The following is a 21,767-nucleotide window of genomic DNA, read 5'->3' on the forward strand; positions in this document are numbered from 1 at the left end:
CCACAATAGGTTTACACGCCCTTTTCATTTAGATTCAATCGCTTTTACAAGGCGATTGAATCTAAATGAAAAAATCCATGGGAGTATATACTTTGTTACTACACCTACTGCGCGAGGGAAAAGTGCAAAGGTAATATAAAAATTGAAAATTTGCAGTAGTAAATAGTTAATAGCAATAATTAATATAATAACAAGGAATGTGTAATTGAGTTTGTAATATACGCCACTTCTTGTGAAAAAATATCCATATTTAATATAAGTATATCAAAAATATGAATGGGAACGAACGTGCTTTTGTAGTTGGAGAAGCTCCACTGTTTTCATGGAATTTGATATAATAAAATTAGGAACGAATGTTCTTCAGGGGGTGGAAAACATGAGAGAAATGTATCCCAAAAACGGTCGTGTCATCTTACACGTTGATATGAATTGTTTTTTTGCATCAGTTGAAATTGCGCATGACCCATCGTTAGAAGGTAAACCACTAGCAATTGCCGGAAATGAAAAAGAGCGAAAAGGAATTATTATAACATGTAGTTATGAAGCGAGAGAATACGGAATACGAACAACAATGCCCCTTTGGGAAGCAAAACGATTATGTCCAGATTTAATTGTGAAGCATCCAAATTTTAAATTATATCGTGAGGCATCATTTGAAATGTTTCAAATTCTATCACGTTTTACTGAGAAGATACAGCCTGTTTCTATAGATGAAGGATACTTAGATATAACAGATTGTTATGGATTAGGTTCCCCCATTGATATCGCTCGAATGATTCAACAGGCGTTATTAACGGAGTTGCATTTGCCATGTAGCATTGGGATTGCCCCAAACCTTTTTCTTGCAAAGACTGCGTCGGACATGGAAAAGCCGCTCGGTATTACTGTGTTTCGTAAACGAGATATTCAGGAGTTACTGTGGCCGCTTCCTGTTGAAGCGATGCATGGAATTGGTGAGAAAACAGCAGAGAAATTGAAAGAGATCCATATATATACAATTGAACAGTTAGCACATGAGGAAGAACATATCATTCGCGCCAAAATAGGAAAGCATGGTGTGGATTTACAAAAAAGGGCAAAAGGTATGGATGATAGAGAAGTTGATCCGAATCAAATGGGACAACATAAAAGTGTTGGGAATTCAAAGACATTTTCAAAGGATATGGATGAAGAGAAGGAATTGCTTGATATGTTAGAGTGCTTAGCGAAATCAGTTAGTAAAAGGCTACAAAAACGTACGCTTGTCAGTTATAACATCCAAATTACGATTAAATATTATGATCGGCGTACAGTAACACGGAGTAAACAATTAAAAAATGCAATTTGGGAAGAACGCGATATCTTTCAAGCTTCTTCACGTTTGTGGAAACAACATTGGGATGGAGATCCGATTAGGTTGCTTGGTGTTACAGCTACTGAACTAGAGTGGAAGACAGAATCAATCAAGCAACTGGATTTATTTTCATTTGAAGAAGATGCGAAAGAAGAGCCAATATTAGCTGTAATTGACCAGATCAATGATAAATATGGAGCTCCTATTTTGCAAAGAGGAAGTCAGTTATTTCGAAAGCAGGAAAAATCTTTTCAGCAGAAATTAGAAAATAAATTTATGTAAAAGGTGTCATGACAATTTCATATCATGACACCTTTTATGTTTAAATAGCTTCTTAATTGAATAAAGTAGCGGCCAGTCTAGATTTCAAAAGTATTCGGCTTACTACTTCTTCAATTAAGGCTACTTGATTTATTATCGAGGATTAGGGAATACTCTTCGAACGGTTTCAGTAAATTCTTCAAATAGTCCTGATACTGGTTTACCCTGGTTGATTTTGTCCGCATAGTCTCTCATGCGATCTGCAAAATCAGGATTTGATGATACAAATACATTGCGGATATCTGGATCTGTAGCTCTTACTTGGTCAGCAATTTTGTTCTCTAATTGCTTTGTGACATCACCTTTTACGTTGTCACGTAAAACGACTGCAACATAGGCATTTTTGTTTGTGACGACTACAGTTGCGTTGTCCACTTCTGCTAATTCAACAATCCGGTCAGCTGCTTTATTGGCTACGTGTAGTCGTGTTTCATTGTTCGTGATACCGTTCGTATCATTTCGTACCCTTTGAAGGTCAGTGTTGGTTCCTTCGTATCTAACATTGCGTACGTCATTGTTTTCGCGAGTATCCAATGCTTTCTCCTTTTGCTTTCCTGCACATCCAAATAGCGAAATAGCTGCTAAAAAACAGATTGTAAGCATCTTTACATTTTTCAATGATAACCCTCCTTCATTATACTACGTTCTTAAAATGACCAGTTGTACATTTATTATGCATAGTGAAATAGGATGATATAATTTTTATCAAATAAGTTTGGGGGGAAGGGCATGGAGCAAAGTAATCTGAGCTATAGGGTACAAGAACTTTGTAATGTGGCTATTGAATAATTAAAAGCCTTTGACAAAACTTTTAATTATTCCGAGGAGGATATCAAAGAATTGGAAGAGATTTTAGATTATTATGCGAACGATTTACGGGATAAGAAAGCAATTGGGGATGAAGAAGATATACCGACAGAAAATCAAATGTATTCGATGGCTTTAATTTGGGGGAGTTATTTAGGCGAAGTTCTAAAAAGGCATTTAGGACAAGAGGCAGAGTGGCTTCAAGAACCAGTCTTTGATAATGAAGAGGTTTTACATTTACAAGTAGGAGAGTGGAAAGTGTTTCCCATTGATAAAGTATATAAACGATTGGTAAATGGATCAGAAGAGAATGTTATATCCTTCTATGATATAACTAAAGAGTATATGTTAAAGTAATGAGATTTGTATATTTTTGAAATAAAAAAGGCATCGAGAATCGATGCTTTTTATTTTTGTGTTGCTATTTGCGGATAGTAAAACGCCACTCATTAAAGTTTCACTTTATAGATTATGAGATGGTAGAATTTTCATAAATTACGATCTCTGAATTGTTTGTTGTTGAAATACGTTGTGCATAATATGTGATAGAAGAAGAAATATATTTCGGTAACGTTTGATTTGTGTGCAATGTTGTGTACTCATGGATTAATTCTTTTAAAGTCGTCCACTGTAATTGTGCCGGGTGATCAGAAACGAAAGAACTTACCCAGCGATCAAATGAAGATGAAAAATCAGTTTGTAAACGAAATACTTCTTTCATAGTTAAAGGCTCCCTTTTTATTTGATATAATCATTTTACTACAAAATACGAACGTTTGTTATTTTTTTATTTATAACGTTCGTGTTATATAGTTGTCTAGATGAGTTGTTTATGAAATTTGATTTGCCATTTGAAATTACATTCCGTAAGATGAAAGATAGAGTATATAAAGAGCTGGAGGAAACAAAGTGGAATTTGTATTTTTAGGAACTGGTGCAGGCGTTCCTTCAAAAGGAAGAAATGTCTCATCAATAGCTTTACAATTACTAGAGGAACGTGGTGAAACGTGGTTATTTGACTGTGGTGAAGCAACGCAACATCAAATTTTACATACATCTGTGCGTCCGCGTCGCATTGAAAAAATTTTTATTACTCATTTACATGGTGATCATATTTTTGGGTTACCTGGTTTATTAGGAAGTCGCTCTTTTCAAGGTGGAACAACGCCATTAACGGTTTATGGCCCAAAAGGAATTAGGCAATTCATTGAAGTGGCATTATCAGTGAGTACGACGCATGTTAAATATCCACTTGAAATTGTTGAAATTACGGAGGAAGGTATTGTTTTTGAAGACACTCAATTTTCTGTAGAAACGAAGAGATTATCACATGGGATTGAATGCTTTGGATATCGCATTGTAGAGAAAGATATACAAGGGCACCTTCTTGTTGATAAATTGTTAGAAGCAGGAGTAAAACCAGGACCAATCTTTAAGCGTTTAAAAGATGGTGAAACAGTAGAATTAAATGATGGAAGAGTCTTACACGGGAAAGACTTTATCGGTCCACCGCAAAAAGGGAGAATTATTACGATATTAGGAGATACGCGTTATTGTGAAGCGAGTAGCCAACTTGCACAAGACGCAGATGTGCTTGTTCATGAAGCGACGTTTGCAGCAGCAGATGAAATCCAGGCGCATGATTATTTTCACTCGACAACGAAACAGGCAGCAAGTATTGCGTTACAAGCGAATGTGAAACGATTGATATTGACTCACATTAGTTCGCGGTATCAAGGAGATGCATATAAGGAATTGTTACAAGAAGCTCAGTCGCTGTTTGCAAATACGGAAATAGCGATGGATTTGAAATGTTTTCCAGTAGAAAGGTGACATTTCACAAACAATGGCAATATAGATTTGCCATTGTTTTGTTTTTTATAAAAAAGTTTTCTCTATAAAATAGATAGAACTGTTATAATTTGATAAATTTATGAACTGATACAGGAATTTTAAGATTTTTGAAAGGGTATGAAAGAAGTGCGAAAAATCATTTGTCTTGAAAAACTGTTATATAGATAATTTGTTTTATTATTAATACAAGGGGAATAAATGAGATTGAATTCGGAAATTTTAAAATTCAATAAAAGTAAGCGTTTTATAAAAAACAAGCTATAATGAGGGCGAATTACAATTCATCGTAAGTTGCATCGTGCATTTTAGCCATTTTTCGTAACGAAACGAAATTGACTAAAAGAGAGAGGGCATCAAGGAGATAATTAAAGGAACTGTATTATTATTATTATTATTTGTATTAAGTCTTTTTTAGCTTTTTAGTTTCAAAGCACCAAATGGTATGAAAGCAATGGGTGCTTTAACGAGTGCCGCTGTTGCAAGTTTCTTAGTTGAAGCATTTCAGCTATATGTTGATGGAGATGTAATTGACATACCGTTTTTGAAAGAAGTTGGAGAATCAGCAGGTAGTCTAAGCGGAGTAGCTGGTGCAACTCTTGTTGCGTTAGTAATGGGGGTCTCGCTTGTTTAGGCTATGCTTGTAGGGGCTTCTGTGTTAGAATTTGGATTGCTACCAGGATTTATTGTTAGACTTATGACAATGTATGGCTTTAATAATCCGATGAAAGTGACGCTATGTTTCTTATGTATTATGGTGTCTGGTATTTTACAGGATATATCGGCTCGCTTCTATTCAAAAACTATCCAATTCGTACAGCACAGCAAATTCGTGGTACGGAAGGGAAGGCAACAGAATCGGCAGCTTAATAGAATAGTAGTAAGCAATTTTTGATAAAAGGTTTAGGGGGAATCATGATGAAATATCGCTCAGTATTTGATATTATCGGTCCAGTTATGATTGGGCCGTCCAGTTCACATACCGCAGGGGCAGCAAGAATGGGACAGGTTGCTCGTCAACTTTTCCGGCATGAACCAGAAAAAATTACGATTTCGTTATATGGCTCGTTTGCCAAAACATATCGTGGTCATGGTACGGATGTCGCATTGATTGGTGGAATACTAGGATTTGAAACAGATGATATACGTATCCCAAGTGCGCTAGAAATTGCAAAAGAGCGTGGGATTGAAGTGAATTTTATTGAAGAAGAAGCGAATGCACCACATCCGAATACAGCGAGAATTCGCTTGTATAAAGGAGAAGAGGAGATTGAAGTGGTTGCTTGTTCAATCGGTGGTGGAAAGATTGAAGTGGTGGAATTAAACGGATTTGATTTACAATTATCAGGAACAAGTCCAGCACTTCTTATTGTCAATAACGATCGCTTTGGAGCGATTGCATCTGTAGCTTCTATACTTGCCAAACATGAAATTAATATTAGTACAATGAGTGTTTCACGTAAGGAAAAGGGAAGAAAAGCACTTATGGTCATTGAAACAGATGAATTATTAGCAGATGAAGTGATTGAGGAAATTAAGGGACAATCAAATATTTGTCAAGTAACTATTATGGACTAATTGCAGGGGGGACACACCATGTTTCGGAACGCAGCGGAACTAGTGACACAAGCTAAAGAACAGAATGTAAAAATTGCAGAAATTATGATTCAATGTGAAATGCAAACAAGAAGTATTTCTCGTGAAGAAGTACTTGCAGGTATGGAAAAAAACTTAGTCGTGATGGAACAAGCAGTAGAACGTGGTATTCGTGGTGTAAAATCACCAACCGGTTTAACTGGCGGAGATGCGGTGAAAGTACAAGAGTATATGAAGAGTGGAAAAGGCTTATCTGGACATACGATGTTGGATGCGGTAAGTAAAGCTGTTGCGACAAATGAAGTGAATGCAGCGATGGGAATCATTTGTGCAACACCAACAGCTGGATCAGCGGGCACTGTACCAGGAGTATTGTTTGCACTTAAAGAAAAGTTACAGCCAACACGCGAAGAAATGATTGAATTTCTATTTACAGCTGGAGCATTTGGTATGGTTGTTGCCAATAATGCTTGTATTTCTGGTGCAGCTGGAGGATGTCAAGCTGAAGTTGGTTCAGCAAGTGGAATGGCAGCGGCAGCAGCTGTTGAAATGGCAGGAGGAACACCGGAGCAAGCGGCTACGGCGATGGCAATTGCTCTAAAGAATATGTTAGGATTAGTATGTGATCCTGTTGCTGGACTTGTAGAAGTCCCTTGTGTAAAACGTAATGCAGCAGGTGCTTCAAATGCGATGATTGCAGCTGATTTATCATTAGCTGGTGTAACAAGTACGATTCCATGTGATGAAGTTATTGAAGCGATGTTTAGAATTGGGCAAACAATGCCAGTTGCACTTCGTGAGACGGCTGAAGGTGGACTAGCAGCAACACCGACAGGACGTCGCCTTCAAGAAGAGATTTTTGGGAAGAGTAGCAAATAAGAGAATACGATCGTAATAAAAAACGGAGCTCAGATTTATTTTCTGAGCTCTGTTTTTTATTTTTCTTTTGCTAATTGTTCTAATGTTTTTCCTAGCTCATGAGATCGTTTTGTAGCTTGTGTAATACACGCGATGAGTGCTTGTTGAAAATTAAAACTTTGTAGAACCTCGATTCCAGCTTCTGTCGTTCCACCAGGAGAGGTAATTTCTTTTCGTAAGATAGAAGGGTGTTTTGTATTCGCTTTAAGCATTTCAGCTGCACCAATCATTGTTTGTAAAATAAGAGATTTAGCTACATGCTCTTCTAAGCCGATTTGTTTTGCAGCTTCTTCCATTGCTTCAACTACGTAGTACACATATGCAGGACCGCTTCCAGATAGGGCAGTAACAGCATGCATATGCTCTTCTGCTACTACTGAAACAAGACCGATTGTTTCAAATAAAGATTTAGCAATATGAACATGTTGCTCTGTTGCATGCAAGGATGGAGAGATAGCTGTAGCTGATTTTAAAATAGCTGCCGATGTATTTGGCATTGCACGGATAATCGGAACATTTTTTTGAAGCAGACTTGTAATAGAACTTGTAGAAACACCTGCTAATAATGAAATGATAAGTTGGCTACTTGTTATATATTCTTTAAGAGGTGTTAAGGCTTCCGCTACATCCTTTGGCTTCATTGCGAGAAAGATAATATCTGCATGAGCCAGTAGATCTTGTTTGTTATGGGTTCCTTTAACACCATATTTTGTATGTAATTCCTGTAATCTTGTTTCATTGGAGCGATTACTTACTGTAATTTGTTCACTCTTTACAACATTTGCATCTAATAAACCGGCGATGATTGCTTCAGCTATTGATCCAGCACCTAGAAAGGAAATATTTTGAATAGACATGATGAAGCCTCCTTCATTTTGGTAAGAAAAACTTATAAATTTACATACATTCTTTTTATTATAGAAAAAACCTTCTTTTTATCTGAAAATAATGACAAATTTTTATGGAAGTTGTAAACTGAAGAGAGATTCATTTTGAACCGGAGAGAGATGGGGGGCATAAACATGGTAGCAATTCATCGAATGGAGATTCCTGTTCCATTTGCAGTTGAGACAGTTAATGTGTTTTTAGTAGAGGGAGAATCATTAACATTAATTGATACAGGGACAAATACAAAGGAGGCAAAGTCAGCATTAGAAAAACAATTAAGGACTTTAGGATACAAGATAGAAGACATTGAAACAGTAGTGATTACACATCATCATGCTGATCATTGTGGGCTTCTAAATACATTTTCCGAGAAGACGAATATTGTTGGCCATCTTTGGAATGAGCCATGGATTACACAAGATTCTCAATTTTTGAAACGTTATCAGCAATTTTTTAAAGAAGCCGCATTACAGTTTGGCGTCCCAGAAGCATTTTTGAAAGATGAAGTATTACTTACAACGAAAACACTTAAATATTCTTGTAATAGGTCGTTAACACATACTGTACTAGAGGGAGATAGTATTGAGTCGTTACCTGAGTTTACAGTTATTGAAACACCTGGGCATGCTTCGACGCATATTTCGTTATATAGGGAGCGAGATGGACTGTTAATTGGTGGGGATGCTTTAATTAGTCATATTTCTTCGAATCCAATACTAGAACCGCCATATGAAGGGCAGACGGAGCGAGCACGGCCTTTGTTACAATATAACCAAACATTAAAACGTTTAAGTAATATGAATATTTCACGTATTTTATCAGGTCACGGAGAAGATATTGTGGATGTGAAAGCGCTGATAAGAGGAAGATTGCAAAAGCAAGAAACACGCGCATTTAAAGTATTAGAATTATTAAAAGAAAAGCCGATGACAGCCTTTGAAGTATGTGTGAAATTATTTCCTGTATTATATAAAGAACAATTGCCACTTACGATTTCGGAAACAGTTGGACAATTAGACTTTTTAGCATATAATCAACAAGTGATGATTGATGAATCGTCGCCACAATTGATTTATTATGCAAAGTAGGTGACAGCGATGACAGGACGTTTACAAGAAAAAGTAATCGTCATTACAGGAGCTTCTAGTGGGATTGGAGAACAAGTCGCGATGCAAATTGCAGCTGAGGGCGCAATTCCTGTATTAATAGCGAGGACAGAAGAAAAACTGCGAGTATTAGCGGGGAAGATTAAAACGACTTACAATACGCCTTGTTATTATTATGTATTAGATGTAAGTAAAGAAACAGAGGTTAATACTGTCTTTGCAAAAATACTAGCAGATGCAGGACAAATTGATATATTAGTAAATAATGCTGGCTTTGGCATTTTCAAAACATTTGAAGAAGCAACCATGGTTGAAGTGAAAGATATGTTCGAGGTTAATGTATTTGGATTAGTAGCTTGTACGAAAGCGGTATTATCTCATATGTTAGAGAAAAATAGTGGGCAAATCATTAATATTGCTTCGTTAGCAGGGAAAATTGCAACGCCAAAATCGAGTGCGTATGCTGCAACCAAACATGCGGTATTAGGATTTACGAATAGCTTACGCATGGAGCTCTCAAGTACAAATATTTATGTAACAGCAATTAATCCAGGACCAATTGACACAAACTTTTTTGATATTGCCGATCAATCCGGTACATATGTAAAAAATATGGGGCGTTACATGTTAAAGCCAACATATGTAGCAGAGCAAATTGTAAAAGTGATGCGAACGAAAAAGCGTGAAGTGAATTTACCCAAATGGATGAGTATTGGACCAAAACTTTTTGCGTTATTTCCGGGATTGTTTGAACGTGTAGCAGGTAAATCATTAAGTAAAAAATAGGAGATTTCCAAATGGAAATCTCCTATTTTTTATTTTCCCGTAATATATTCATAAACAATGTCCTCAATTGCTTCATACAAATCGATATGAGGTTCCGAATGAATCAGTGTTTGGATACTTTGAATTAAAATTTCCTCATCTTCTTTTGAAACAGGTTTACATTGATATTGCCGAAAACTTTTTGCTAACATCTTCTCAATTAATTTTTCGTTCATCTTTTTCCCCGCTTATGTGTATACATGTATTGTTTTTATTGTACTTGAAGTGTAGAAAAAATACTAGTATACGTCTTTTGTGTATAAAAATTCATAATCGGTTAATGTTTTTCTAGAAAAATTACGTTTTTAAAACTTTTAAAATTAATAAATATTTAATTGACTCTATAAATATACAATATTATAATCATACTTAATTTAAAGAATCCATATAAGGAGGAGCGTATGAAAGTCGCGATTATTGGAGCAACAGGATATGGAGGAATTGAGTTAATAAGGTTATTGCAACATCATCCATATTTTTCAATTGTATCTCTCCATTCTTTTTCACAAGTAGGGGAACGCATAACAAATGTATATCCCCATTTACAAAATTTTATTGTTCATACGTTGCAAGAAATCGATGTGGAGGTAATAGCGAAGGAAGCTAGTATTGTATTTTTAGCGACACCAGCAGGAGTTTCGGCGCATATAACGCCAAGATTGCTAGCGGCTGGTTTAAAAGTTATTGATTTATCAGGTGATTTTCGTATGCTAAATCCTCATGCATATGAAACATGGTATAACAAGCCTGCTGCAAAGGAAGAAATTCTGCAAAAGGCAGTGTATGGATTGAGTGAATGGAAAAAGTCAGCTATTCAAGAAACAAAATTAGTTGCAAATCCAGGGTGTTTTGCAACAGCTGCACTATTAGCGGCCGCACCATTAATGCAGGGTGGGATGATAGAGGAAGACTCACTTATTATCGATGCGAAATCAGGGGTATCAGGAGCAGGAAAGACACCGACAACAATGACGCATTTTCCTGAGTTGTATGATAATTTTCATATTTATAAGGTGAATGAGCATCAACATGTTCCAGAGATTGAACAAATGCTTACTGAGTGGAATGAACAAGCACAACCTATTACATTTAGCACACATTTAATTCCGATATCGAGAGGGATTATGATTACTCTCTATACAAAAGCAAAACGAGATATCAATACACGTATATTACAGAAGTTATATGAAGAAACGTATTGTCATGCTTCCTTTGTTCGTATTCGTCCTAAAGGGGAGTTTCCAAGCCCGAAAGAAGTGAGAGGTTCAAATTATTGTGATATTGGAGCGGCTTATGATGAACGAACAGGGCGTATTACAGTTGTTTCTGTCATCGATAATATGATGAAAGGAGCTGCTGGGCAAGCAATTCAAAATGCAAACTTATTAGCAGGGTTAGAGGAAACAGCAGGGTTACAATATATACCGCTTTACCCATAAGGGAGGAAGAATAATGATTGAAACAGATTCTATTATAAAAGTTGCAAGTGGATCAATTGTAACGCCAAAAGGTTTTGCTACAATTGGTATCCAGGTTGGATTGAAAAAAGAGAAAAAAGATATGGGAGCAATTGTTTGTGATGTTCCTGCAAATTGCGGGGCTGTGTATACAACAAATCAGTTTCAAGCGGCACCGGTGCAAGTAACAAAAGAAAGTATTGCGGTGGAGGGGAAAGTGCAGGTCGTTGTTGTAAATAGCGGAAATGCGAATGCTTGTACAGGTATACAAGGATTGCAAGATGCGTATGAAATGAGAATGTTGGCTGCGAAACAATTCCATGTAAAAGAAAATCATGTGGCGGTTGCTTCAACAGGTATCATTGGAGTTCCTTTAGCGATGGATGTGATCCGTGCTGGTATTGTCCATCTTGTGCCATCGAAGGAAAAAGAGAAAGTAGATTCATTTTATGAAGCCATTTTAACAACGGATCTCGTCAAAAAACAATCGTGTTATCAGTTTACAATTGAAGGGAAAGAAGTGACGATTGCAGGAGCTGCTAAAGGGTCTGGAATGATTCATCCAAATATGGCAACGATGCTTAGTTTTATTACAACCGACGTACATATAGAACAAGCTACACTTCAGCTAGCGTTATCACAAGTGACCAATCATACGTTTAACCAAATTACAGTGGACGGAGATACGTCTACAAATGATATGGTGATTGTTATGGCAAGTGGATTATCAGGGACGACTGCCATTGATACAAATCATACAGAGTGGAAAAAATTTATGTGTGCTTTGCAAAAGGTATGTGAGGACTTAGCGAAGCAAATTGCTAAAGATGGTGAAGGCGCTACTAAGTTAGTTGAAGTAAATGTATCTGGGGCACGAACAGTAGAAGAAGGAAATAAGATTGCGAAACAAATTGTTGGCTCAAGTCTTGTGAAAACAGCGATGTATGGTGAAGACGCAAATTGGGGTCGCATTATTAGCGCAATTGGTCAAAGTGGAGTTGCTATTGAACCTACCGCCGTTGATATCGCTGTTCAGTCCATTTCTGTTTTACAAAGCAGTGAGCCACAAGTATTCTCTCAAAAGGAAATGAATAAAAAATTAAAGCAACCTGAAATTGTTATTGATGTTCATTTGCACCTTGGAGAGGAAAAAGGAAGAGCTTGGGGCTGCGACTTAAGTTATGAATATGTGAAAATAAATGCTTGTTATCGTACGTAGGGAGAGAAAAGATGAGCGAGTATATTGTAGTAAAATGCGGTGGTAGTATGTTAGAGCGTTTAGACCATATATTTTTTGAATGCATAGAGCAGCTGAAGAAAAAATATCAAGTTATTGTTGTTCATGGCGGTGGACCAGAAATTGATGCAAAGCTACAGCAATTTAATATTTCAATTGAAAAGAAGAATGGATTACGTGTGACGACAAAAGAAGTGATGAATGTTGTTCAGATGATTTTATGCGGGAGCACGAATAAAAAAATGGTGATGAATTTTCAAAAGCATGGCTTGCATGCAATTGGGATCTCTGGTTGCGATGGAAGGTTACTGCAAGTTAAGCAACTTGACTCTGAACTTGGATACGTAGGAGAAGTTAGTGGTGTAGAGACGGCGCTATTAAAAGGGTTACTAGATTTAAATTATATTCCGGTTATTGCTCCAATTGGGATAAGTGGTGGCCAAGTATATAACATAAATGCAGATACGGCGGCAGCTGGAATTGCATACGCGCTGGGGGCGAAAGAACTTATTTTTATTACTGATGTAGATGGGATATTGTTCGAAGGAAAGTTGTTAAAGAAAGCAGATAAAGCTGAGATCCTACGACTGATAGAAAAAGAAGTTATTACAGGGGGAATGATTCCGAAAGTACAGGCGGCTCTTACCTCAATACAGATGGGCGTTCAGAACGTCAGCATTGTAAATGGTACAAAACATTTTGTTGGAACATCAGGCGAGTGGATTGGAACGAAAGTAACAAAAGGGGTGAGTATTGTATGAGTAGTCATATATTTCCCACATATGGAAGACGCAGTATTGAAATTGTTCAAGGGACTGGAACAAAGGTTATAGATGAAAATGGGAAAGAGTATATGGATTTTACTTCTGGCATTGCTGTATGTAATTTAGGACATTGTCATCCTGTACTTGTAGAAGCGATGACAAAGCAATTAGAGGAAATTTGGCATATATCAAACCTTTTTCCGCACAAGGTACAAGAAAAGGTAGCTGCACTATTAACAGAGGGGCGTGAGCTAGATTACGTGTTCTTTTGTAATAGCGGAGCAGAAGCGAATGAAGCAGCACTTAAACTAGCACGCAAGCATACGGGAAATTCACTCGTTTTAACATTCCAGCAATCCTTTCATGGTAGAACTTTTGGGACAATGAGTGCAACTGGACAAGAGAAAGTCAAAACAGGATTCGGGCCACTTCTTCCGTCTTTTTTACATATTCCCTTTAATGATATAGAAGCACTCAGGGAGACAATGAATGAAGAAGTAGCTGCAGTTATGGTGGAAGTTGTGCAAGGAGAGGGAGGAGTTTTACCGGCCGATATTTCCTTTTTACAAGAGATTGAACAATTATGTAGACAATATGGAGCTCTTTATATAATTGACGAGGTGCAAACAGGGATGGGAAGAACGGGAACGTTGTTTGCTTATGAACAGACTGGAACATCCCCAGATATTGTTACAGCGGCAAAGGCGCTTGGAAATGGTATTCCGGTTGGGGCAATGCTTGGAAAGAAAGAGCTTATGACTGCTTTTACAACTGGGGCTCATGGCTCTACATTTGGTGGGAATTATATTGCGATGACAGCAGCAAAAGAAGTGTTGCGAATTATGAAGCAACCGTTTTTTTTACAAGAAGTTAAAGTAAAGGGAGAATATTTACTACAAAAACTAAAAAAAGAATTACATGATATCGAATGGATTACTGATATTCGCGGAAGAGGACTTATGATTGGAGTCGTTTGCAAGTGTGATGTCACACCAATTATAGAACAGTTAGAAGAAGAGGGGATTCTTGTATTGCAAGCTGGAACAAATGTTTTGCGATTGTTACCACCGCTCATTGTAACGAATGAAGAAATAGATGAAGCGGTAAATATGATAAAGAGAGTAATTTGTACACAAAAATCACCAATATTATAAGGGGGAATTTCCATGTCAACTATACAAATACCGAAATTACAAACGAAAGATCTTTTAACATTAGAGGAATTGACACAGGAGGAATTGATTGCGTTAATTGAATTTGCTATTTATTTAAAAAAGAATAAACATGAACCGTTATTAGAGGGAAAAATATTAGGACTCATTTTTGATAAACATTCAACTCGTACGCGTGTTTCTTTTGAAGCCGGAATGGTACAGCTTGGTGGGCATGGAATGTTTCTAAGTGGAAAAGAAATGCAACTTGGTAGAGGAGAAAGTGTTTCAGACACAGCGAAAGTATTATCTCATTATATTGATGGAATTATGATTCGTACATTTTCGCACGCAGATGTAGAGGAACTTGCGAAGGAAGCTAGTATTCCTGTTATTAATGGATTAACAGATGATCATCACCCATGTCAGGCATTAGCGGATTTGATGACAATTTATGAAGAAGTTCATACATTTAAAGGGATTAAACTTGCTTACGTGGGAGATGGAAATAATGTATGTCACTCTTTACTGTTAGCAAGTGCAAAAGTCGGTATGCATATGACAGTAGCAACTCCCCCGGGGTATGAACCAAATGAACAAATTGTAAAGAATGCGCTAGAAATTGCAACTGAGACAGGAGCGAATATTGAAATTTTACATAATCCAGAGTTGGCGGTGAAAGATGCAGACTTTGTCTATACGGATGTTTGGATGAGTATGGGGCAAGAAGATACGGAAGGGAAATATAAATTATTCGAGCCGTTTCAAGTGAATGGAAAACTTGTTCAGCATGCGAAAGCAACGTATCGTTTCTTACATTGTTTACCCGCTCATCGTGAAGAAGAGGTAACAGGAGAAATTATAGATGGTCCTTCTTCTGTTGTCTTTGAGCAAGCTGGGAATCGATTACACGTTCAAAAAGCATTATTGGCAAGTCTGCTTCAAAATGTCAAAAAACCTTTCTAATCAGGAAGGTTTTTTTGTTATGAAATGTCTGATGTATATTTGGTGAATGCCCTTTGTATCATTTATAATAAGATGAAGATGAGTAGTTTTGTTTCTTAGTAATATATAAGAGCATACTGGAAAGAGAAAATACTATAAAAGAGATGATGATTGTGCGAACAAGTAAAAAAACATATTCTTTTTTTCAGCGAATATGGAGGATGCCGAAATTTCATTATTATAAGTTGCTCCGTTCGCCAGAAGGAGCAAAGAAAGTGTCACGAGGATTTGCGATTGGGTTTGCTTTGGAAATGCTAGTGCTTTATACAGCGTCACTTGTGTATCTTGTTTTTTATCCAATTGTGCGATTAGCAAAGGGTTCTTTTCCTGCAGCGGTTATTGGCAATATTATCGGAAAAGTATCATTTCTTCCGGTATTTTTGTTTCCGTTTGCATATGCATTAGGAAAAATGTTATATCCGTTTGAAATAAAGGTAATTCCGCATAAACCATATACAATATCTGATCTTTTCTCAAGCGATGTTTTTATGATGCTAAAGAGCTTATTGCAGAGTGAAGTATATGTATTAATTGGGATGACGATTTTAGGTGTTGTGTTCGGAGTGATATCTTATTTTGTTGTGTATTATTTATATGAAAAGAACCGGAAGTTACGTTTGAAAAAAAGAAAAAAACAAACGAGAGAACCACTTGTACAAATATAAAGAATGTCACATCCATTTCCTGCCTTGAATATGTTTAAGAAAAAGGGGGGGAATGAATGTATTATTACTATGTACCTCAAGTATATCCATATGCGAATTATTATACTGCTCCTTATCCACGGCAGCAGTTTGAATTATATCAGCCACCGCAGCCTTCGCAGCAACGAAAACCTTACTTAATGACATGGCCGTATTCAAATGTATATTATGGAAATTATTATGAATCATAAAGCTGCTTCTTTTGGAAGCAGCTTTACATGTTTGTTTTCAAAATTAAATTTTGAATCGTTTGAAGCGAGTGAATGAGTTGGTCACGATCGCTTTCCGACAATGTTTGAAAGTTTTCTTTTAATTTGTCTAAAATAAATTGTTGATATTGATTTACTAACGATTTCCCTTCTGTTGTCAGGTAAATTAAAATGACCCGTCGATCTTTTTCGCTGTAATGCCGCTCTATAAGTTCTTCCTGAATCAATTTATTTAATAGAGGTGTCATGTTTGGTCTTGAAATCGCTAATCGTTTTCCGATTTCTGAGACTGCTAATGTGCCATGTTCATGTAATAGCAATAACACCTGTGTATGTGACGGTGGCATGTGCCTTTGTGAAGAAAATTCTCCAGGAAGCATAAATTTGCGATAAAAAAGAGGCACTAGCGAAAGAAGATGATCAACAATACGTTCCCACTCACGTGATTCCATATAAAGGCCCCCTTCCATTATCATTGTAACAAAAAAGGTATCGTATAAAAATAGAATTGTTTGGCTTAGCCTCAATATTTATAGGACAATACTTGCTTTGTAAATGCATTAGCAATAATCTCATAGCCTTTATCATTTGGGTGTACTTGGTCGTATAGTAAATCTTTATTATCATTTGGTATTAATTTTCGAATTGGTAAAACAATGGACGGTTGATTTGCTTTCGAAATGGAGTAAACTGTATCATTCCAGCCGTCTAAAAACATATCAGCATAAGAAGCAATTGAATCATCGAGTTGTAAAGGGTTATAGAGTTCAGATAGAATGAGTAAAGCATTCGGATTGAGTGTCCGAACTGTCTTTACAATATTTTTTACGTCTGTTTCAAAATGAGTCTTTTCTTTATTTAACATTTTAATACCATCTATAACACCTACATTGCGATTTAAACGAAATAAATTATTTCCCCCAATATTTATGGTAATTATATTCGCTTCTTTAATTTTTTGTTGTACTTCTTCTGTCTGAACTTTTTGAACGAGACGATCCGTTGTAAGTCCATTTACTCCAAGGTTTTCCACTTTAATTGGTTTATGAATTTGTTCCTCTATTTGTTTGGAGGCTAATTCCGCGAATCCTCCTTGTGTCGAGCCAAATCCTTTTGCAAGCGAATCCCCTAATACAAGGTGATAAAAAGAATCATTCGTCTGCCTATCAATCCAATGGGGAGTAGACGCTGCTTTTTGTTCTTTCTGTTCTTTTGTCTCATCGTTCTCTTCAAAATATGAATAAGAAATGATTAGAAGGAGGAGACAAAGTATAGTTAAGATGACTTTTTTCATAAATTTATCCTCCTGGTAATTGGTTATTGTATCATACCTAACTGTATAAGCAGTGAAAGTTTATATTATATCTTTATGGAAAGTTTACAATAACTTTACAGAAAATTTGTAGAAGCATGTCAAAAATTATTGACGATATGAAAGTATGTTCGATATGATAATGTCAGATAAATGAATGTATGTCACTCTAATATGAGGAAAGAAGAGAATAAAGGTAGAGAGAAAGCTTTATTAGAGTTTGATAAGAAACTCATTTTATTTGTTTTTCAAGGGACAATTTTATAAGGGGGATTTTTTGTGAAGAAGTCAAAGAAAGTGTTAGCGGGAGCAACGCTTGCATTAGGTGTTATGGCTCCGCAAGTGTTGCCAACAACTGCACATGCAGAGGAACAAGCAGGGGAGAGTACAGTTAATTTACGAATCTTAGAAACTTCTGATATTCATGTTAACTTAATGAACTACGACTATTATCAAACGAAAACAGATAATAAAGTGGGATTAGTTCAAACTGCAACGCTTGTAAATGAGGAGCGTGCAAAAGCGAAGAACTCTGTACTATTTGATGATGGGGATGCTTTGCAAGGGACTCCGCTCGGGGATTATGTGGCGCAAAAAGGTTTGGATGGAAACTATGTTCATCCTTTATATCGTGTAATGAATTTAATGAAGTATGACGTCATTTCTCTTGGGAATCATGAGTTTAACTACGGTTTGGACTACTTACATAAGGCAATTAGTAAAACACAGTTCCCAGTTATTAACTCAAATGTTTTTATAGATGATCATGATAATAATGAAGAAAACGATAAAAATGCATTTGAAAAGTATCATATTTTTGACAAAGTAGTAACAGATGAAGCTGGCAAAACACAAACAGTGAAAATCGGTGTAATGGGCTTTGTACCACCGCAAATTATGGGCTGGGATAAAGCAAATTTAGAAGGAAAAGTAAAAGCGAAAGATATTGTGCAAACAGCGAAGGATTTGGTTCCAGAAATGAAAGCTAAGGGTGCAGACATTATTGTTGCACTAGCGCATTCTGGTGTCGATAAAAATGGTTACAATGCTGGTATGGAAAATGCATCGTATTATTTAGCAACACAAGTTCCTGACGTTGATGCAGTGTTAATGGGACACTCGCATACGGTAATAACGGACAAGTTTGACGGTGTTCCAGTTGTCATGCCTGGTGTTTTCGGAAGTAATCTAGGTATCATTGATATGGAACTGAAAAAGGTAAACGGCAAGTGGGAAGTACAAAAAGATAAATCGGTTCCAAGTGTTCGCCCAATTTCTGATAGCAAAGGAACTGCATTAGTAGAACCTGATAAAAAATTAGTTGATGAGATCAAAGATGATCACGAGGCGACAATTAAATATGTAAATACTCCTGTTGGTAAAACGACAGCACCAATTAACAGTTATTTTTCACTTGTACAAGATGATCCATCTGTCCAGCTCGTTACAAATGCTCAAAAATGGTATGTAGAAAAGCTATTAAAAGATGAAAAGTACAGTGAATTTAAGGGAATCCCAGTCTTATCAGCAGGTGCACCTTTTAAAGCAGGCGGCCGAAATGGTGCAACTTATTATACTGATATTCCAGCAGGAACGTTAGCAATTAAAAACGTTGCTGATTTATATGTATATCCAAATACACTGTATGCTGTAAAAGTAAATGGTGCGCAAGTAAAAGAATGGCTGGAAATGTCAGCAGGGCAGTTCAATCAAATTGATCCAGCGAAGGCAGAAGAACAGTCGTTAGTAAATGTAAACTATCCTACATACAACTTTGATGTTTTAGATGGCGTAAAATACGAAATTGATGTTACACAACCAGCAAAGTATGATAAAGATGGGAAAGTAGTAAACCAAAATGCAAATCGTATTGTGAATGTAATGTATGATGGAAAACCGGTAGCTGATAATCAAGAATTTATTGTTGCTACAAATAATTATCGCGGTAGTAGCCAAACATTCCCTGGTGTAAGTAAAGGTAAAGTTGTATATCAATCTCAAGATGAAACGCGTCAAATCATTGTGAAATATATGCAAGAAACACCAGTTATTAATCCGGCAGCAGATCAAAACTGGACGTTTAAGCCAATCGTAGCTGAAAAATTAAATACTACATTTGATTCTTCACCAAACGCGCAGAAGTATATTACACAAGGTGGAAAAATTTCTTATGTTGGCCCGTCCGAAAATGAGTTTGCGAAATATGCTATTGACCTAACGAAAAAGAAAGATGAGGGCACTCCAACAACACCAGGTGAAGAGAACAACGGTGGTAATCCAACAACACCAGGTGGAGAGAATAACGGTGGTAACCCAACAACACCAGGTGGGGAAAATAACGGTGGTAACCCAACAACACCGCCAGCAGGTGAAGAAAATGCTGGAGATAAACCAACAACTCCTGACAATGGGAATAAAGACACGAAAGAACCTACAAATGTAAGTGAAGACAAAGAAACAAGCAAAGTAGATCGTGATTTACCAAAAACGGGAGCGAATGTCTTCTCTACAATTGGAGCGGGACTTGCATTTATTGGAGCTGGTATGTTCATGCTCTTTAGAAGAAAAAAAGCAAATAGATAATAACGTTCGCAAATAGAGGAATAAAGAAAAAAGGGATTACCGATAGTGGTAATCCCTTTTTCTTTATATTTCATTTAAGAAACTGAAACAGTTTTTTCTTTTTTCCATGAAAGCCCGAATCCTGTGAATCCAACGATAATTGTAACGATTGGGCAAGCTAAGCAGAAGATTGAGTATGGAACATAATCAATTGTTGGAACGCTTAGTACGTTTGCTAAGAAGACGCCGCTTACGCCCCATGGTACAAGAGGATTAACAACTGTGCCTGCATCTTCTAGTACGCGTGATAAATTACGGCGTTCTAAACCGACTTCATCGTATTTGTTAGCAAATGCTTGTCCTGTTAAAACGATAGATAAGTATTGCTCACCAAGCAAGAAGTTAACTCCAATTGCTGTTGAAGCGGTAGAAATAATTAAACGCGTGCTTGTCTTAACGAAATTAGAAATAATGTTCATAAGCTGAGTAATAATGCCCATTCCTTGTAGTAATCCACCCATAGAAAGAGCAAGGAAAATAAGTGCAATTGACATAAGCATACTTTGTAGCCCACCGCGTGATAATAAGCTATCAATATCTTTTATGCCTGTCTTAGCAACATAGCCATCTTGCATAATTTTCATCAAATCAGAAAGTGATGTACCCGGCTTGAAAATAAAGAGAATGATAATGCCAGCTACAATGCCAGCAAGTAAAGTTGGAACAGCCGGTACTTTTTTAAATGCGCATACGAATAGTAATAGAATCGGAATAAGTGTGACGATTGAAATGATTGTATTCTTTTCTAACGCATTTGTAAAAGTAGAGAAATCAACATTTCCTGAAGAACCACTTCCTAAAGTGAAGAAAGCGATAAAGGCAATAATGAAAGCAGGAATTGTTGTCCAAAGCATGTTACGAATATGCTCAAATAGATCCACTCCTGTTACAGCAGGAGCTAAGTTTGTTGTATCCGATAAAGGAGACATCTTATCCCCGAAGAAAGCTCCAGAAACAATTGCACCAGCAATAAGTGCTGGATCGTATCCAAGAGCAGTGCCCATACCCATAAAAGCAAGTCCTACTGTCGCTGCTGTTGTAAAGGCGCTGCCAATACTTGTTCCAACAATTGCACAAACAACAAAGACTGTCGGAATGAAAACCTTTGGAGATACAAGCCCGAAGCCGTATACCATTAATGTTGGGATTGTTCCAGCGGCAATCCAAACACTAATTAGAACACCAACAAGTAAAAAGATGAAAATGGATGGAATGCCAGCTGAAATGCTACTTATCATTCCTTTTTCCATAGTAGACCAAGGGATTTTTTTAATAAATCCAAATGCTAATAGTACGATAATGCCAAATAGAATTGGAATGTGTGGTGATGTTCCTAATTGAATAACACTGAAGCCAATGCAGAAAAAGATTAAAAATGTTAAAAGAATAGATTCAATTTTTGAAATCATTGTTTGCTCCTCCTAATAATCTAAAATAGTTCTTTTTTATATAAAATTCGCCAATATTGTATATTTCCTTCTAAAATTTAGAATTTTGTGACAAATTACCGGTAATTGTTTAGCTTTATAAAAAAACGTCCCTGCATATAAATATGCAGGGACGAAAAAAATCGCGGTACCACCCTAGCTTGTGAAAAGAACGTAGCACAAAATAAAGGATCGTATAATATGCACCAACAGAAAATAAAAAACGCCCCTGCA

General features: G+C 36.6%; 25 protein-coding genes. 17 read left to right on the forward strand and 8 right to left on the reverse strand.

Going from position 1 to position 21,767, the window contains the following annotated elements; all coding sequences use genetic code 11:
• Nucleotides 1–24 precede the first annotated feature (24 nt).
• The gene (locus tag CN288_RS29370) at nucleotides 25–255 is read right to left on the reverse strand and encodes a hypothetical protein (RefSeq protein ID WP_098301837.1); all 231 of its coding nucleotides are present in this window, start codon (nucleotides 253–255) and stop codon (nucleotides 25–27) included.
• Between the two features lie 121 nt (nucleotides 256–376).
• Here CN288_RS29370 and CN288_RS02695 point away from each other — a divergent pair, with 121 nt between their 5' ends.
• The gene (locus CN288_RS02695) at nucleotides 377–1,615 is read left to right on the forward strand and encodes a DNA polymerase IV (protein ID WP_098301781.1); all 1,239 of its coding nucleotides are present in this window, start codon (nucleotides 377–379) and stop codon (nucleotides 1,613–1,615) included.
• A 132-nt stretch (nucleotides 1,616–1,747) separates the two neighbouring features.
• Here the strand turns inward: CN288_RS02695 and CN288_RS02700 are convergent, their stop codons facing one another.
• Nucleotides 1,748–2,272 carry a YhcN/YlaJ family sporulation lipoprotein gene (locus tag CN288_RS02700; RefSeq protein ID WP_026590022.1) on the reverse strand — a complete coding sequence of 175 codons (525 nt, stop codon included), beginning with the start codon at nucleotides 2,270–2,272 and terminating at the stop codon, nucleotides 1,748–1,750.
• 222 nt (nucleotides 2,273–2,494) lie between these two features.
• On the opposite strand from CN288_RS02700, the gene CN288_RS02705 reads away from it, so the two are divergent.
• On the forward strand, nucleotides 2,495–2,818 hold the full coding sequence (locus tag CN288_RS02705; protein WP_098301782.1) for a hypothetical protein: 324 nt from the start codon (nucleotides 2,495–2,497) through the stop codon (nucleotides 2,816–2,818).
• 112 nt (nucleotides 2,819–2,930) lie between these two features.
• Here the strand turns inward: CN288_RS02705 and CN288_RS02710 are convergent, their stop codons facing one another.
• Nucleotides 2,931–3,182 (reverse strand): DUF3932 family protein, encoded by a 252-nt coding sequence (locus CN288_RS02710; RefSeq protein ID WP_026590024.1) that lies wholly within the window; start codon nucleotides 3,180–3,182, stop codon nucleotides 2,931–2,933.
• A 188-nt stretch (nucleotides 3,183–3,370) separates the two neighbouring features.
• Between CN288_RS02710 and rnz the strand changes: the two genes are divergently transcribed.
• The 5 genes from rnz to sdaAA all read left to right on the forward strand — a co-directional run bounded on the left by rnz (nucleotide 3,371) and on the right by sdaAA (nucleotide 6,787).
• Nucleotides 3,371–4,294 carry a ribonuclease Z gene (gene rnz, locus CN288_RS02715; protein ID WP_026590025.1) on the forward strand — a complete coding sequence of 308 codons (924 nt, stop codon included), beginning with the start codon at nucleotides 3,371–3,373 and terminating at the stop codon, nucleotides 4,292–4,294.
• Nucleotides 4,295–4,757: 463 nt separating this feature from the next.
• Nucleotides 4,758–4,946, forward strand: coding sequence for a PTS sugar transporter subunit IIC (locus tag CN288_RS29375; RefSeq protein WP_231503887.1), 189 nt, complete (start codon nucleotides 4,758–4,760; stop codon nucleotides 4,944–4,946).
• A gap of 113 nt (nucleotides 4,947–5,059) precedes the next feature.
• Nucleotides 5,060–5,182 (forward strand): hypothetical protein, encoded by a 123-nt coding sequence (locus CN288_RS29380; RefSeq protein ID WP_255259944.1) that lies wholly within the window; start codon nucleotides 5,060–5,062, stop codon nucleotides 5,180–5,182.
• Between the two features lie 48 nt (nucleotides 5,183–5,230).
• Nucleotides 5,231–5,890 (forward strand): L-serine ammonia-lyase, iron-sulfur-dependent subunit beta, encoded by a 660-nt coding sequence (gene sdaAB / locus CN288_RS02725; RefSeq protein WP_026590027.1) that lies wholly within the window; start codon nucleotides 5,231–5,233, stop codon nucleotides 5,888–5,890.
• 18 nt (nucleotides 5,891–5,908) lie between these two features.
• Nucleotides 5,909–6,787: an L-serine ammonia-lyase, iron-sulfur-dependent, subunit alpha gene (sdaAA, locus tag CN288_RS02730; RefSeq protein ID WP_026590028.1), complete on the forward strand. Its 879-nt coding sequence runs from the start codon at nucleotides 5,909–5,911 to the stop codon at nucleotides 6,785–6,787.
• A 56-nt stretch (nucleotides 6,788–6,843) separates the two neighbouring features.
• On the opposite strand, the gene proI is transcribed toward sdaAA, so the two are convergent.
• Nucleotides 6,844–7,683: a pyrroline-5-carboxylate reductase ProI gene (gene proI / locus CN288_RS02735; RefSeq protein ID WP_026590029.1), complete on the reverse strand. Its 840-nt coding sequence runs from the start codon at nucleotides 7,681–7,683 to the stop codon at nucleotides 6,844–6,846.
• A 165-nt stretch (nucleotides 7,684–7,848) separates the two neighbouring features.
• Here proI and CN288_RS02740 point away from each other — a divergent pair, with 165 nt between their 5' ends.
• Both CN288_RS02740 and CN288_RS02745 read left to right on the forward strand, forming a co-directional pair.
• On the forward strand, nucleotides 7,849–8,802 hold the full coding sequence (locus CN288_RS02740) for an MBL fold metallo-hydrolase (protein WP_098301783.1): 954 nt from the start codon (nucleotides 7,849–7,851) through the stop codon (nucleotides 8,800–8,802).
• Nucleotides 8,803–8,811: 9 nt separating this feature from the next.
• A complete protein-coding gene (locus CN288_RS02745) occupies nucleotides 8,812–9,606 on the forward strand; it encodes an SDR family NAD(P)-dependent oxidoreductase (protein WP_026590031.1) in 795 nt (264 codons plus the stop codon).
• A gap of 29 nt (nucleotides 9,607–9,635) precedes the next feature.
• Here CN288_RS02745 and CN288_RS02750 read toward each other — a convergent pair whose 3' ends face one another.
• The gene (locus tag CN288_RS02750) at nucleotides 9,636–9,821 is read right to left on the reverse strand and encodes a YqzH family protein (RefSeq protein WP_026590032.1); all 186 of its coding nucleotides are present in this window, start codon (nucleotides 9,819–9,821) and stop codon (nucleotides 9,636–9,638) included.
• 225 nt (nucleotides 9,822–10,046) lie between these two features.
• Between CN288_RS02750 and argC the strand changes: the two genes are divergently transcribed.
• The 7 genes from argC to CN288_RS28595 all read left to right on the forward strand — a co-directional run bounded on the left by argC (nucleotide 10,047) and on the right by CN288_RS28595 (nucleotide 16,154).
• Nucleotides 10,047–11,084, forward strand: a complete 1,038-nt coding sequence (gene argC / locus CN288_RS02755; RefSeq protein ID WP_026590033.1) for an N-acetyl-gamma-glutamyl-phosphate reductase — start codon at nucleotides 10,047–10,049, stop codon at nucleotides 11,082–11,084.
• 10 nt (nucleotides 11,085–11,094) lie between these two features.
• Nucleotides 11,095–12,321, forward strand: coding sequence for a bifunctional glutamate N-acetyltransferase/amino-acid acetyltransferase ArgJ (gene argJ, locus CN288_RS02760; protein WP_051588524.1), 1,227 nt, complete (start codon nucleotides 11,095–11,097; stop codon nucleotides 12,319–12,321).
• 11 nt (nucleotides 12,322–12,332) lie between these two features.
• Nucleotides 12,333–13,100, forward strand: coding sequence for an acetylglutamate kinase (gene argB, locus CN288_RS02765; RefSeq protein WP_026590035.1), 768 nt, complete (start codon nucleotides 12,333–12,335; stop codon nucleotides 13,098–13,100).
• Nucleotides 13,097–14,257 (forward strand): acetylornithine transaminase, encoded by a 1,161-nt coding sequence (locus CN288_RS02770; protein ID WP_026590036.1) that lies wholly within the window; start codon nucleotides 13,097–13,099, stop codon nucleotides 14,255–14,257. Before argB ends, CN288_RS02770 begins: the two co-directional genes overlap by 4 nt.
• A 12-nt stretch (nucleotides 14,258–14,269) precedes the next feature.
• Nucleotides 14,270–15,220 carry an ornithine carbamoyltransferase gene (argF, locus tag CN288_RS02775; protein WP_026590037.1) on the forward strand — a complete coding sequence of 317 codons (951 nt, stop codon included), beginning with the start codon at nucleotides 14,270–14,272 and terminating at the stop codon, nucleotides 15,218–15,220.
• Between the two features lie 152 nt (nucleotides 15,221–15,372).
• On the forward strand, nucleotides 15,373–15,924 hold the full coding sequence (locus CN288_RS02780) for a DUF2062 domain-containing protein (RefSeq protein WP_026590038.1): 552 nt from the start codon (nucleotides 15,373–15,375) through the stop codon (nucleotides 15,922–15,924).
• A gap of 56 nt (nucleotides 15,925–15,980) precedes the next feature.
• Nucleotides 15,981–16,154, forward strand: a complete 174-nt coding sequence (locus CN288_RS28595) for a hypothetical protein (RefSeq protein ID WP_170833600.1) — start codon at nucleotides 15,981–15,983, stop codon at nucleotides 16,152–16,154.
• A 23-nt stretch (nucleotides 16,155–16,177) separates the two neighbouring features.
• Here the strand turns inward: CN288_RS28595 and CN288_RS02785 are convergent, their stop codons facing one another.
• The gene (locus CN288_RS02785) at nucleotides 16,178–16,624 is read right to left on the reverse strand and encodes a MarR family winged helix-turn-helix transcriptional regulator (RefSeq protein ID WP_026590040.1); all 447 of its coding nucleotides are present in this window, start codon (nucleotides 16,622–16,624) and stop codon (nucleotides 16,178–16,180) included.
• Nucleotides 16,625–16,695: 71 nt separating this feature from the next.
• Nucleotides 16,696–17,466: a GDSL-type esterase/lipase family protein gene (locus tag CN288_RS02790; protein ID WP_026590041.1), complete on the reverse strand. Its 771-nt coding sequence runs from the start codon at nucleotides 17,464–17,466 to the stop codon at nucleotides 16,696–16,698.
• Between the two features lie 297 nt (nucleotides 17,467–17,763).
• Between CN288_RS02790 and cpdB the strand changes: the two genes are divergently transcribed.
• Nucleotides 17,764–20,067 (forward strand): bifunctional 2',3'-cyclic-nucleotide 2'-phosphodiesterase/3'-nucleotidase, encoded by a 2,304-nt coding sequence (cpdB, locus tag CN288_RS02795; protein WP_098301785.1) that lies wholly within the window; start codon nucleotides 17,764–17,766, stop codon nucleotides 20,065–20,067.
• Nucleotides 20,068–20,141: 74 nt separating this feature from the next.
• On the opposite strand, the gene nhaC is transcribed toward cpdB, so the two are convergent.
• A complete protein-coding gene (gene nhaC / locus CN288_RS02800) occupies nucleotides 20,142–21,515 on the reverse strand; it encodes a Na+/H+ antiporter NhaC (RefSeq protein WP_026590043.1) in 1,374 nt (457 codons plus the stop codon).
• Nucleotides 21,516–21,767: the final 252 nt, after the last annotated feature.

It is taken from the genome of Bacillus sp. AFS023182 (assembly GCF_002560575.1).
Classification (GTDB): domain Bacteria; phylum Bacillota; class Bacilli; order Bacillales; family Bacillaceae_G; genus Bacillus_A; species Bacillus_A arachidis.

What these genes read in the sequence shown, in the direction of transcription:
- CN288_RS02695 (WP_098301781.1), top strand. Translation starts at nt 377, where the DNA reads ATGAGAGAAATGTATCCCAAAAACGGTCGTGTCATCTTACACGTTGAT.
- CN288_RS02710 (WP_026590024.1), bottom strand. Translation starts at nt 3,182, where the DNA reads ATGAAAGAAGTATTTCGTTTACAAACTGATTTTTCATCTTCATTTGAT.
- CN288_RS29375 (WP_231503887.1), top strand. Translation starts at nt 4,758, where the DNA reads ATGAAAGCAATGGGTGCTTTAACGAGTGCCGCTGTTGCAAGTTTCTTA.
- CN288_RS29380 (WP_255259944.1), top strand. Translation starts at nt 5,060, where the DNA reads ATGTATTATGGTGTCTGGTATTTTACAGGATATATCGGCTCGCTTCTA.
- sdaAB (WP_026590027.1), top strand. Translation starts at nt 5,231, where the DNA reads ATGAAATATCGCTCAGTATTTGATATTATCGGTCCAGTTATGATTGGG.
- sdaAA (WP_026590028.1), top strand. Translation starts at nt 5,909, where the DNA reads ATGTTTCGGAACGCAGCGGAACTAGTGACACAAGCTAAAGAACAGAAT.
- proI (WP_026590029.1), bottom strand. Translation starts at nt 7,683, where the DNA reads ATGTCTATTCAAAATATTTCCTTTCTAGGTGCTGGATCAATAGCTGAA.
- CN288_RS02740 (WP_098301783.1), top strand. Translation starts at nt 7,849, where the DNA reads ATGGTAGCAATTCATCGAATGGAGATTCCTGTTCCATTTGCAGTTGAG.
- CN288_RS02745 (WP_026590031.1), top strand. Translation starts at nt 8,812, where the DNA reads ATGACAGGACGTTTACAAGAAAAAGTAATCGTCATTACAGGAGCTTCT.
- CN288_RS02750 (WP_026590032.1), bottom strand. Translation starts at nt 9,821, where the DNA reads ATGAACGAAAAATTAATTGAGAAGATGTTAGCAAAAAGTTTTCGGCAA.
- argC (WP_026590033.1), top strand. Translation starts at nt 10,047, where the DNA reads ATGAAAGTCGCGATTATTGGAGCAACAGGATATGGAGGAATTGAGTTA.
- argB (WP_026590035.1), top strand. Translation starts at nt 12,333, where the DNA reads ATGAGCGAGTATATTGTAGTAAAATGCGGTGGTAGTATGTTAGAGCGT.
- CN288_RS02770 (WP_026590036.1), top strand. Translation starts at nt 13,097, where the DNA reads ATGAGTAGTCATATATTTCCCACATATGGAAGACGCAGTATTGAAATT.
- argF (WP_026590037.1), top strand. Translation starts at nt 14,270, where the DNA reads ATGTCAACTATACAAATACCGAAATTACAAACGAAAGATCTTTTAACA.
- CN288_RS28595 (WP_170833600.1), top strand. Translation starts at nt 15,981, where the DNA reads ATGTATTATTACTATGTACCTCAAGTATATCCATATGCGAATTATTAT.
- CN288_RS02785 (WP_026590040.1), bottom strand. Translation starts at nt 16,624, where the DNA reads ATGGAATCACGTGAGTGGGAACGTATTGTTGATCATCTTCTTTCGCTA.
- CN288_RS02790 (WP_026590041.1), bottom strand. Translation starts at nt 17,466, where the DNA reads ATGAAAAAAGTCATCTTAACTATACTTTGTCTCCTCCTTCTAATCATT.
- nhaC (WP_026590043.1), bottom strand. Translation starts at nt 21,515, where the DNA reads ATGATTTCAAAAATTGAATCTATTCTTTTAACATTTTTAATCTTTTTC.